9 protein-coding genes are annotated in these 13,537 nt (G+C 32.0%); 4 read left to right on the top strand and 5 right to left on the bottom strand.

Annotated elements, in window-relative coordinates:
• Positions 1–140 precede the first annotated feature (140 nt).
• The 5 genes from KEM10_RS20405 to KEM10_RS20385 form a co-directional block, all read right to left on the bottom strand.
• Entirely contained in the window at positions 141–656 is a 516-nt protein-coding gene (locus tag KEM10_RS20405) for a tetratricopeptide repeat protein (protein WP_212218947.1), read from the bottom strand.
• Positions 657–819: 163 nt separating this feature from the next.
• On the bottom strand, positions 820–1,974 hold the full coding sequence (locus KEM10_RS20400; RefSeq protein WP_212218944.1) for a carbohydrate porin: 1,155 nt from the start codon (positions 1,972–1,974) through the stop codon (positions 820–822).
• A 123-nt stretch (positions 1,975–2,097) separates the two neighbouring features.
• Complete coding sequence (locus tag KEM10_RS20395; RefSeq protein WP_262897945.1) at positions 2,098–4,095, bottom strand: chemotaxis protein CheA; 1,998 nt, start codon at positions 4,093–4,095, stop codon at positions 2,098–2,100.
• 219 nt (positions 4,096–4,314) lie between these two features.
• Entirely contained in the window at positions 4,315–6,354 is a 2,040-nt protein-coding gene (locus KEM10_RS20390) for a methyl-accepting chemotaxis protein (RefSeq protein ID WP_212218938.1), read from the bottom strand.
• Positions 6,355–6,396: 42 nt separating this feature from the next.
• Positions 6,397–6,888 (bottom strand): chemotaxis protein CheW, encoded by a 492-nt coding sequence (locus tag KEM10_RS20385; RefSeq protein ID WP_212218935.1) that lies wholly within the window; start codon positions 6,886–6,888, stop codon positions 6,397–6,399.
• A gap of 331 nt (positions 6,889–7,219) precedes the next feature.
• On the opposite strand from KEM10_RS20385, the gene KEM10_RS20380 reads away from it, so the two are divergent.
• From KEM10_RS20380 to KEM10_RS20365, 4 genes are read left to right on the top strand one after another with little or no spacing between them, the layout of a single operon-like run.
• Positions 7,220–8,668 (top strand): response regulator, encoded by a 1,449-nt coding sequence (locus KEM10_RS20380; protein ID WP_212218932.1) that lies wholly within the window; start codon positions 7,220–7,222, stop codon positions 8,666–8,668.
• Between the two features lie 15 nt (positions 8,669–8,683).
• A complete protein-coding gene (locus tag KEM10_RS20375; protein WP_212218929.1) occupies positions 8,684–9,331 on the top strand; it encodes a response regulator transcription factor in 648 nt (215 codons plus the stop codon).
• A 21-nt stretch (positions 9,332–9,352) separates the two neighbouring features.
• Entirely contained in the window at positions 9,353–11,971 is a 2,619-nt protein-coding gene (locus KEM10_RS20370; protein WP_212218926.1) for a PAS domain-containing protein, read from the top strand.
• Between the two features lie 13 nt (positions 11,972–11,984).
• Positions 11,985–13,160 (top strand): hybrid sensor histidine kinase/response regulator, encoded by a 1,176-nt coding sequence (locus KEM10_RS20365; RefSeq protein WP_212218923.1) that lies wholly within the window; start codon positions 11,985–11,987, stop codon positions 13,158–13,160.
• Positions 13,161–13,537: the final 377 nt, after the last annotated feature.

Genomic DNA, 13,537 nt, shown 5'->3' with positions numbered 1-13,537 from the left:
CTTTTCTAAGAGTGTCATTGGTAAATACAAATAACGGGGATGAATTACCATCCCCGTTTATTTTTTCCGCATATTGTAAGACTTAACTTCAATTGCATTGATGTTAGCCTCTGTAATTATTCCAATTCGATTACGATCATTTAGATTCGTTTCATCATGTTTTCAACCTCTCTAATCTGAGGTGTCAACATTTTTTGCTTGTCTAATTTCTTGGCATCCATTAAATGAACTTTGGCCAGTTTTTTATTCCTCTTCGATAAATAAAAACCTGCAAGACTAAGCTTTGCCATAGCCTGATCGCTATTCAAACGAAGACCTGTTGACAATGCTTTCTTCAAGCTTTTTTCAGCCAGATTTAATTGATGAGTTTGAGCTTGAGTTAACCCCAGAAGATAATAATAGTATGCCTCTTGACTCTTCATCATATTTTCAGGATGTTTTACTTTCAATAGAATCTTTTCAGCCATTGCAAACTTATTTTTCCTGATAAAAGAAAAAGCAAGCAAATTCATTTCATTCTTAAACTGAAACAAAACAAAAAGCAAGGAGATGATTACGGCAAGCACGCCCCAGCCAACAAAGCCATATATAAAAAGAATAACTGAAGATATTATTATAAGAATAGCAACTATTAATCGGATGTATTTTCCTAACATGATTCGTATATATATAATTTACGATGCAAAACAATGCAATTTACTCAATAAAACAAGGGATTTAAAGCAATGAATTTTCCTTATTATTCTTATTGCTTTGTGCAACAACAAACTACAATATTTATTTTTCAATAGATATTAAATTGCAGCCTTCCCTATACCTTTAATTTTCTAAAAAAATATTGAATCTCATGCTTGCTACCAAAGCATTATTCAACTTGCTATTTGCTCCGGGATTTATAACATATTGTAGGTTGGGCTGAACAGAGTAATGTTCAAAAACGTGGATTTTATAAGTAAACTCTATTGATAATTCGCCTTTATCAATGGTTTTGTCTAAATTACGGAATGCACGACTCATATTTGCATAAGCACACGCAATTCCCAAAGCATCCTGAAAACGATTGGGTAGCATACCATTTAAGTGCAAACCTCCACCAATGTAGTAGTTTACCTGATTGATTTTAGAAGGCGCAAGTCCTCCTTGCAGAAAAGCAGTTAAATAAGAATGAGGATGATTAAAACCACTCCAAATTACTTTATCAGAAACAAAATATCCACCATAGTTTCCCTTCTGGGTTATAGTGGTATCATTGTAATTAGTAAAATCATTGGTATGATAATAGGCGCCGAATTTGATATTTTCAGGCAAACAATTAATTAATCTAAAAAACTCAATTTCACTTATAAACAACAGCCCTTCTGTCAAACTAATATTGGGCTGGAGGTTATATCGATTGTTTTCCGGATTACCAGGATCTCCATCATAAACTCCTATTTTATAAATAAACCTATAAGGTTTCTCATACGTGTATATAAACGCTAATGATGCCATTGGATAAATAGAAACCGGTATATTCAAGGATATTGACGGGGATATTCCAAACGAACTATTAATAAATGTTCCTCCATATTCAGTTCCAACAAATTCTGAATTTAAGTCGTGCTGGCCAATAAGAAATTTCGAGTTACCTATTTGTTGTTGATAATAATATTGGTACATACCGGTATAATTACCTGATTCAATATTGGATGTAACCTGCAAATCACCAACAATATCGGTAGATGGAGTTATACCATGAGTATTCAGTCCATGCAAAAATAAAGATCCTCCCTTTAGGATACCCATTTCTTCGAAATTAAGGGTAATGGCAAGGTCTTCCATTCCTATATAAGCATTTTCAGTATTTATACCACCTTCCAGGTTTTTTATAAAATCTCCAGTTACAGAAGTTTCTAAATGAAACCCTTCTGAGAATTGGGAATAACACCAATTATTAAGTACAACAAATAATATTATAAGGTAAAGTCTATTCATTACTAAAAGAGCTTTATCATTTAAAAGTGAGAGCTAACAAACAGGCTCGTCGTTTTCTAATCTTTCTTTAATTCCTCTTATTTGCTATGCTTCTAATCTTTTATGTATTGCTTACAATTTTTTTTAGAGCGCACTTTTTTTATATACATTTTGATTAATCATGTTAGTATCAAGTAGAAAAGCAATTTCTCCATTACCCAATACACTGGCTGCAGAAATTTCTTCATGCTTTTTAACCAGTTCTCCCATGGGTTTAATAACGGCCTGGTGCTGGCCCACTATTTCATCAGTGAAGAATGCCAATCGCTTATTATTCTTTCGAATGACAACCATTTTTGCCATTTTAGGTTTCTCTTCACTTATATCAAACAGGTTTCTTAAAGAAACGAAAGGAGTTAGTTCATTTTCAAAATCAACAGTTGAGTACTTAATCCTTTTATCAATATTAGAGTATAGCATTTGAGAACAGACCTCTATATCAGAAAGTGGCAATAAGAATTTCATTTTACCAGAGCGAACTAATAAAGTATCCAAAATGGCAATTGATTGCTGCAGTTTAATAGTAAATTTAGTTCCTTCTCCCGGTCTACTGCAAATATCCAGTTCTCCCCTCATCTCAGATATTTTTTGCTTCACCACATCCATTCCTACTCCTCTCCCAGATAAGGATGAGACTACTTCGTTAGTTGAAAATCCTGATTTACAAATAATATTAAATACTTGCTCATCTGATAGATCTTCACTCCTATCTAAAACACCTTGCTCTAAAGCCTTCTCAATTATACGATCTTTATCTAGTCCTTTACCGTCATCCGAAACTTCAATAAATATATCATTACCCGAACTACTCGCCTTTAGTTTAATAGTTCCTTTCTCACTTTTACCCTTCGCCAAGCGTTCTTCTGGTAATTCAATTCCATGATCTAAGGAATTTCTTATCATGTGAACCAACGGTTCTGTAACCATATCGATAGAACTTTTATCTAACTCTGTCTCCATTCCTTCTGTCACAAATTCTATTTCTTTACCTAATGAGTTGGATACATCTCTGACTAACCTATTAAATTTTGGAACCACATCACCTATAGGAATCAATCTAATTTCCAATGCATTATTCCTAAACAACTTGGATAATCTGTCTAATTTTTGAATGTGAGGCAACATGGTTGCTACACTATTTGATCGACTTGAAATATTTAATTGCGAAGAGGTGGTAATCAGTTCACTCACTAAATACATCAAATAATCTAACTTACTTGAATCAACAGAAATTCTAGTAATGTTTTGTTTTATAGATTCAATTACTTTATTTGTATTTGAGCCAACTGATTTATTTATAACTGTTGATTTTGGTCTATTGCTTGTGGCAATGTAATCTAATTCTTCCTTTTCCAGTTCTTCATGAACGATATCACTCTGTTCTTCATCAAATATATTATAATCAGCTACTTTTCTAATAATACAGTATTCATAAACAAACATTAGAGCCTCTTCAATATCATCGAATGAAAAATCGCCTACAATAAAAATACTCCACCTTTCTTCATTATCATCCTGTACAGGAAGTGGACTAATATTCTTAATTTCACCAATAGCTGCTAAATCTTTTATGGCATAAAAAAGATTGATTCTTCGATCAACAACACTCTGGTGGGTGTGTAAAATAACATTATACGTTACTAACTCAGAGTCCGATTCAACAAATTCTTTAATAAATATCTTCCCCTTGGCATCCTTTATAAACTGAACACACCAATGAATCAATTCTTTCTGTTTTAGCGCAAGAGAAGGATCCTCCACTTTTTCATCTTTGAGTAAGGCAAATAAATGATCAACTACCATTAATGTAGTATCCAATATTTCTTTATCCACTTTAAGCGAACCGCTTCTTATTAAATCAAAGATATTTTCAATATGATGTGTCAAATCAGATATTGCGGTATATCCATACATACCACTAACTCCTTTAATGGTATGCATTACCCTAAAAACCTCTTGAATTAATTCTACATCGGATGGGTTCTTTTCTAGGTTAAGAATAATCCTTTCCATTGAGTTTAAAAGGTTAGTTGCTTCCTCAATAAAAAGGTGTTTAAATTTAGATAAATCATTAACGTCCATAGAAAATAACTGTATATATAAATTGAAGAAAAAACAGAATACCATTACATGTTATGTAATAATTCGTCTATCTGAACTTCAATGAATAGGTTCGTGAAAGTGGTTTATTGTAATACGGGAAAGTATCGCTCATCATATCTTTCCATATTCAAGTTTAAAAATAAAGACTCCGAAATTGAAGTCTTTATTTTCAATTTTCTTATAGATTACAAACATTAACTACATGGGCTCATATCCGGTATAGTCAGTATCTAATCCACCTAAATCAATTATTGGTTGACCTTTTTGCTTTTTATCAAAACCATTTCCTGATTTACTAACTGCTTTTGCTTTTTTACTTATTGAATCGGAAGCTTTTTTAAAACGACCAAAATCATCGTTACTTATGGTGAAAAATTGAGTGATTCGCTCCAAATCAGCAGCCTGAGCAGCCATTTCTTCTGCACTACCTGCCATTTCTTCAGAAGATGAAGCATTTTGCTGTGTAACCATACTTAATTGCTGAACAGCCATATTAACCTGATCGACACCCGATTGCTGCTCTTTACTTGCAGTAGCTATTTCTTCAACCAACCTTGAAGTCTCTTGTATATCAGGCACTATAGACTTTAATAATCCATTGGACTCCTCTGTCATCCTTAATCCTTTTTCTGCTAGTTCAACAATCTCACTTGCTGCTAATTGACTTCTTTCCGCTAGTTTTCTCACTTCAGCAGCCACCACAGCAAATCCGCGCCCCTGATCTCCGGCTCTGGCTGCTTCGACAGCAGCATTAATAGCTAAAAGATCTGTTTTCTCAGCAATTTCAACAACTACATTAATCTTTGAAAAGATATCTCGAACAGCAAACATACTATCTTCTGAAGCGACAGATACTTTTTCGGCTGAGTTTGACACTTTTCCCGAAAGGTCCATCGTTTTAAATGCGTTTTCTGTATTTTGCTGAATATTGGAAGCCATTTCTTCCATGGATGAAGATACTTCTTCTGCCGCTGCGGCTTGTTCACTCACTCCTGATGAGATTTGTTGAGCCCCGGAACTCAGTTGTTGACTGGCTCCAGCAATATTGTCTGAACCATTTTTTATATCTGTTACAATATCTTTCAATCGACCGATCATTCTCTTTAATCGCTCTGCTAACTCTCCTATTTCATCTTCTTGATTAACATCAATAGTAACAGTTAAGTCACCATCAGCAACATCATTAGCAAATAAGAGTGATTTATTGATTGGAATCAGAATATTTCGGCTAATTAATAAAGCCAATAAAATAGCAAGAACAACAGCAATAACAATGAAAATAATAACACCAACCCTCGTGCTTGTTGCTTCTCTAAGCATCTCTTCATCCGTCATCAAATAATTAGTTGATGAATGAACTACTTCCTCAAAAAGGTCCCCCATCTCCTTTAAATGAATCATTGTTTCAGACTGATAAATATGATTGGCTTCTTGCATTCCCTGCAAATCATTTTCAAACCAATTACTTAGTTCATTCAGTTTAGACAGAGTATTTTTTGTATTCCTTTCAATGGTATTATTAAAATAGGCTTTAGCTTGCTCTTTTTTGCCACTGGCAAGTAACTTCTCTGCTTCATCAATACTAAGGTGAACCTCGGCATGAGCTTTTTCCAATTCTGATATAATTGAATTAGTTTCAGTATGATGAGCTTTCAACTCTTTTAATTCATCAGAAAGTAACCATTTACCAAAATTACACTTTGTGGGATCCTGAATAACATCAATTTCTTTTGTGTTATTTAGAAAGATATCGTCTTTAACTTTGGCTAACCAATTTAGGTGATCAATCTCAGCTTGTCGCAACAAAACAGCCACTTGCCAGTCCAGTTGTTCAAACACATCTGAGATCTTGATGGCTGATTCGTGCAAATCTTTATGAGGCTGTTCAAATTTATTTAATAATGGTTCCAGTTCAGGTGCTAAATTAATTGCTTCTTGTTTGCCGCTTCCGTAATACCATTCTCCGAATGCACACTTGTGGTAGTCTGTTTCTACTTCCAGACTGGTAACATTTTCATCGGTCAACAATTCATTAACCTTACTGGCCCATAATAAATGATCAACATATTTATCTTCAAAATTAGTTCTCAGTTTATTTCCATCAATCACTTCTTCTGCATCGGTAACAATTCCACCAATACCGCTTATTGACCAATAGGCTGTTCCAATCATTATAACAATGATAATACCGAAAGCAATCGCAAATTTACCTCCAAGTTTAATATTGTTCCATTTCATAATTTATAAATTATAGTATTGTTGATATTTGCTTTGAATAGATTAATCTTCTACAGTGTCCTCTTTTAACTTGACAATTTCATTTGAACTGATGGCATTTTCCAGGTTAAGAAGCATAATAAACTTGTTAGCTCTATTTACCACTCCTTCTATGTAATCTGAATTGTATCCCTGACCAACTTCCGGTATGGGTTTTACATCTTCATTTTTAATCTCAATTACATCCACCACCTTATCAGCTTTAAGACCAACAACATGCTCTTGTTCGTTAATTTGAAGATTAAGGATAATTACCACAAACTTTTCACCTTCACTGTAATTATCCATATCAAACTTTAGTCGAGAGTTTACTACAGGTATTACATCTCCCCTGAAATTGACTACTCCAGCAATAGAACTTGCTGCTTTAGGAAGGTGAGTAATATGATGTTCATCTCCGGTCTCAATAATTTCAAGAACTTTATGAACACTAACTGCAAAAAGTTCTTCTTGCAAACGAAATAATAAATATGAATTTGAAATTGTATTATTCATAATCTTGCACTTTAGTTTTTCGAGGATAAAAGTAGAATACTAGGCACTCTTAGAATAGATCTTTTAATACCATAATTAAACTAACTAAAAGAAGTAATCACTATAGTCCTTTTGTACTATTTACCACACAAAAAGGTCTATTTTATGTAAGTAACACCAATCACCATTACACTCTTATTATTCTTATAACATGACACTTACAATATTACATTTGTTTAATAGTGTAGTTCTTTGTAATTAACTTAAACCTACTAACGGTATAGGAATAAAGGAATTTTGGTTATTTTGGAATCTTTACTAAGCTAATCAATCTATCATCATACATTTGGGGATGTCGATCAAAGAAAATAAAATAATAATTATAGAAAATTACAGCAATAACCTGCAACTCTTTGAACTAATATTTAAAGGTAAAGACTATTCTGTATTTTATGCTCAAAATATAAAAGAAGCTCAGAAGTATCTATATCAATATAAGATAAAACTCATTGTTTCAGACTACATAAATATTGGAGGTGACTTAATTGAGTTTTTCGAAGATTTAAAAGGCAAAAATCCGAATATTCAGAAAATCATTTTAACCGATCATATTGATCATACATACATTAGTAAAGCAATTAATAGAGGAGGCATATTTTCATATATATATAAACCAATCGATCCTGAAAACCTACTAATTGTTATCCAGAAGGCCATTGCTCAATTTGACTTGCAAATGGAAAACCAAACTTTGATTGAAAGTCTTAAATTGAAAAACACAGAACTGAAGAAGTTATTTATAAACTTGAAATCTGAAGAGGTTAAATTCAGAAGTATTTTTAATTCCAGCTCTGACCCCAGTTTTATAACAGACTTTATGGGGGAAATACTTGAGCTAAATCCTGCAGCTAAAAAGTTGAAAGATAGTTTTATTCAAAATCCTAAGGACAATAATATTCTCAAGCTTTTTAAACAAAAGGACAGATTTAATTTTTCTAAGAACTTATTGATGGTTGATAATGGAATAGGCTTCACTATGGAAATAGGCATATTCAATAAAAAGCTAGAAATGGATCGTAGCTTTGAGTTAAGATCATACCCTATTAATAATAAGAGTAAAAATGCTGCCATGATTTCTTTAAGAGATATTTCGGCAAGAAAAGAGGCTCGTAAGAAAGAAATGCAGACCATTATCTTAACAGAAGAGAAAGAGCGAAGAAGGTTTGCTCAAGAGTTACACGATGGAATCGGCCCTTTACTATCTACTACAAAGTTATACCTGGAGTGGTTTGATAAACCCAACGCTAATATTAATAAATCTATCATCATTAATAAGATGAAAGAAACAATTGAAGAAACATTTGATAGCATACAGGAAATATCTAATAATATTAGCCCTAACACCTTAAATAGTTTTGGTTTAGATACTGCTATTCAAAAGTTTATTCAAAGATTGAAAAATGTATCTGAAATTGAGTTTAAATACAGTAATAGCTTTAAATCCAGACTAAACACTCAACTAGAAATAACTATTTATAGGATTTTCTGTGAACTAATCAATAATTCTCTCAAGTATGCGAATGCTAAATTAATATCAATGAAAATTGAATCTAATCATGGAGTAAAACTAATATACTACGACAATGGGATTGGATTTAAACTTACTGAGATCAATAAAAAAGGAAATGGTTTTGGAATAAGTAATATAAAAGCCAGAGTGTTATCCTTAGGGGGACTGTTTGAAATGACTTCCGAACCGGGTAAAGGAACCCATGTGAAAATAAATTTATTAAACGAATAATCAACATATAACGTAATGAGTACTGCAAAACTATATCTTGTCGATGATCATCTAATATTTAGGGAAGGCTTAAGGAACCTAATTGAATTTGAAGGAATTGGAACTATTGTTGGAGAATCAAGTGATGGCAAACATTTCCTTGAAAATTATGAAGGGAAAGAACCAGATTTGGTTATTATGGATATATCCATGCCTGTAATGGATGGATACGAGGCAACCAAATTGGCAATTCATAAAAACCCGGAATTAAAAGTTCTTGCATTATCAATGAATGGTGAAGAAGAATACTATTACAAAATGATTGAAGCAGGCGTAAAAGGTTTTTTATTAAAAAAGAGCGGTATAAAAGAGATTGAACGAGCTATCCATAATGTTATTAATGGAGAAAGCTACTTTTCAAATGAATTATTAAGAAAGATTATTTATAATATTGGAAATCCTATTAACAATTCAACTTCATCAAAAATAACTTTATCCAAAAGGGAAATTGAAGTCTTGAGAGAGATTTGCAATGGATTAACTAATGAAGAAATTGCTGAAAAACTTTTTATCAGCGCTTTAACAGTGAAAGGACACAGAAGTAATTTGCTATCAAAAACCAATTGCAAAAATAGTGCAAGTTTGGTTATGTATGCCATTAAAAACAAATACGTTCAACTGTAAGTAAACACAGAAATTGATATTATGCTAGAGGGGTTGATAAATAACTGGAGAAAGCTATTAGAAATGCTGGAGCAGACAACTAAGAGTTCGTTGGTAGAGTTAAAAATCCAGTTTGAATGCGATCATATCTTTATCCAATCAAATAGTAATATCCCAATTCCTAAAAGCGATGATGAACTCTATGAAATCCTAAAAACGAAAAATAAATGTACTCAACTAAATAAAAAAGAGTTTAGTAACAGTCAATACGCATTTGCTTTTACAAATTTATTAGCATGTCCTATTACTTTAAATTCAATCAAACTAGGTTGTATCACCCTATTCTACGAAAATGAAATTACCATAGATTCAAGGGAAAAAGGGTTACTTGAAACAATCCAACAGACCATTAATGATCAAGTTAAACTATATACTCAAAAGCAAGCAAAAAAGTCAAATTTTAACGTCGACTCCATTAATCTGCTTATAAATTCACTGCATGGTGTACCTTGGCGATTAGATTTTAAAACTACTGAATTTACATTTATTGGTAACCAAGTCGAAAACATTACCAGTTACAAACCGGAAGAATGGCCCAATATGCAAGAGTGGGCCAAAGCCATCCATCCTGATGACTCAGACTATGCACTAAACTATTGCAATAATGAATCTTTGGCAGGAAATGACCATATTTTTGAATATCGGGTAATCAAAAAAGATGGATCTATTATTTGGATGAGAGATGTTGTAAAAGTTGTAGTAGATGAAAATAATACTCCTATCGAATTGATTGGTTTTATGATTGACATTTCCGATCTTAAAAAAACCGAAAAGGAGCTTTCGACTGTTTACAAACAATTGCAACAAATTCTTAAATCAACTAATACCACATTAAACATTGTTGATGAGAATAAAAACATTATTTACCACAGTAATGAAGACATAACTAAACTCAATCAAAAATGCCATCAGTACTTTTGTAATCTTAAAGAACAATGCAATGATTGTCCTTTATTGAACGATAACTTAAATGTAAAAACCTTTACCCGTAACCTGCCTAATTCATCCTTTCAAGTTACAACGTATCCTTTTATTGCAGAGAATGGTCAAAAACAAATTGCCGAGATTCGGATCGACATAAGCGAAAGAGTTAGAAAGGAGAAACAGTTAAAAGAACTAATGGATAAACTGGAATTCTCCATGAATGCCGGAAATATATCTTACTTCGAATATAACTTTGTATCTGAAATGTTTAATTGTAACTCTGTCTTTACCAATATGACAGGTTATGATTTTAATGGAAAGAAGGTAGATAAGAACTGGATTTTATCAAGAATTCACCCCGAAGACATTGAATTAATTACTGAGCAGGTTAGTAAATTACAACAAGATAATCTCAGCGATATAAGTGTAGAATTCAGACTACTAACAATTAAAAACATATATATATGGGTAAAATTCCTTGGCCAGTTTAGTCCCAAAGAATACGATAACCAAATTGGCATCTTAATAAATATTACAGATTCTAAAGAACTCCTCAATCAACTCGTAATTGAAAGAAATAAAAGTAATATTGCCAATGAACTTAAGTCAAAGTTTTTGGCTAACATGTCTCATGAGATTAGGACTCCTATGAATGCCATTATAGGATTCACTAACTTATTAAGTAAGCATATTACTGAAGCACCTTTCAGCAATTATATACATTCCATCCAATCAAGTGGTAAGTTATTGCTTGAACTAATTAATGATTTGCTTGATTTAGAAAAGATCAATTCCGGTAAATTATCATTCAAAATTGAAAATACGGATATTTCTACTTTGATTCAGGAAATTAAACAAACATTTCAACTTTTTGCGAAGGAAAAAGGCCTTCAACTGATTATTGATAAGCAAACAGACATTCCTAATACCATTCTTATTGATGCGCTTAGAATTAAACAAATTCTTATCAACCTAATTAATAATGCATTAAAATTTACAGAAGAAGGAAGTGTTTATGTTCAATATGCATTTTATAACAATAAAAACTGCCAAAATGGAAGTTTGGTTATACAGGTTAAAGACACAGGAATAGGGATTGATAAAGACAGACAAACAAGAATATTTGAACCTTTTATACAAGAAGAGTCAAACAATAATAAAGAATATAAAGGAACAGGCTTGGGTCTATCTATTGTTCAGCGACTTGTTAATGAAATGGGTGGCAATATTACAGTTGACAGCAAGCCATCTATAGGGAGCAATTTTATTATCAGAATACCTAACATCAGCTTTACGGGTGAGCTACACAATAGTAATATTATCATTAATAATATTTCTTCTCAACCCAATATGGAATTAGCCGTATTTAAAGATTATTTAATCTCTACAAATCTAACAAATGAAGATAAGGAGTCAATTAATAAAATGATGATACATACACTAATTCCAATTTGGAAAGGCTTAAATGAATTAATTTCTATTAATGAATTACAGAATTTTTCCAAGCAGTTAAACAACCTGCTTACTTTTATTAAATGGGAACCTTTAAAAAATTATTCAGCTAAACTTAACAATGCAATCAACGCTTTCGATTTTGAACAACTCCCAAAAGTAATATCCAGTTTTGAACCTTTCATTGATTCAATAAGTACATTGAATGATGAACAAACTAAATAACCAAATTAAATACATGAAAAGTTCTGTATTAATCGTTGACGACAACCCTAAAAACTTACAAGTACTGGCCGCTCTCCTTTTTGATAATAATTACGAAGTGGAGATAGCCTCTTCAGGTAAGGATGCAATCACATGGACAGAAAAAAGAGCATTTGATGCTATTTTGCTTGACATTATGATGCCTGAGATGAATGGTTTTGAAACTTGTAAGGTTATTAAATCAAACAAAAAAACAGATCACATTCCAATCATCTTTCTGACGGCAAGACATGACGTTGAGAGTATTGAAGAAGGTTTTATTGCAGGCGGCATTGACTATATTACCAAACCGTTTAATCAAAGCGAACTTTTGATACGACTAAAAACACATATTGAATTAAAAAAATCAAAAGAGAAATTAATTGATGTAAACAGTTGGCTGAATACTGAAGTTGACAAAAAAACAATTGAGTTACGGACTGCTAATAAACAACTGAAAGAATTAAATGTACAACTTAGTCAGCTCGATGAAGCTAAGAACTACTTTTTGAATTCTGTAAGTCATGAAATTAGAACACCATTAAACGGAATTATTGGAGCTATTAGCCTATTAAAAGCTTATGAGCACAATGATAATATATTGGAAATCATTAATCTGCTTGATTCATCCATAAAGAAAATGGAAAAATATTCCTTCTCAGCACTTCAAATCTCACAACTTCATCTAAAAGGAGTTAGTCAATTAGTACTTAAACCATTAAGTATAAAACCTATCATCAAATCCATTTTACAACAATATGAAGGGAAGGCTTCTGACAAAGGTATTCAATTATCAATTGAAAGTAATTCTGCAGACATTGAGATTAATGCAGATTACAAACTACTGCACACAGCCATTGTTTCTCTGCTTGAATGTTCATTAGCTTTTACAGGTAAGGGTGAAATAAAAATTGAGGTAACCACGCAAGAAGAGAACATACTCATTTCAATAATAGATACGGGAAGTCCATATGATGATATTAAAATACAACATTTCTTCAATTCTATTGAAAATCAGAATTATCAATTTAAAAGAACTAATTCAATAGAATTATATCTGACCAATTTAATTACCTTATTACATAAAGGAAGGTTAGAATTAAATAACAGGAAAGAAATAGAAGGTACCAAAACAACCATCTCAATTCCCTTTTTTCAATCTGATTTATAAGACATTTTTAAGATCACATAATAACGATTCACTCAGCTTTCAACATGCAAATAAAACACAATGTATAAAAAGTATATCCGAACGAAAAATAAATAATTTATATCAGGCTAATAAACAGTAATATACAGAGCTTTTTAGGCGAGGTTTAAAAATTGCCTATCATACATTTTACTATACTTTTTGACGCAAAATAACGGAGAAAAAAGAAATTAAATTTTTTTGATTTTTTTTCAAACAAGCCGTTTTTGCCTTTCATTTTTATTTCAATTGCATTCAATCCGGTTTTTCTGCTAATAAATTAGTTTTGCAGCCGATGAAAATTATTTACCACAAAATTTTTGTTTATGGTTAAACTCATTGGTACAACGGAGAACGGC

Source organism: Carboxylicivirga linearis, from assembly GCF_018271995.1.
Classification (GTDB): domain Bacteria; phylum Bacteroidota; class Bacteroidia; order Bacteroidales; family Marinilabiliaceae; genus Carboxylicivirga; species Carboxylicivirga linearis.
This window is presented reverse-complemented; position numbering and strand designations above follow the sequence as displayed.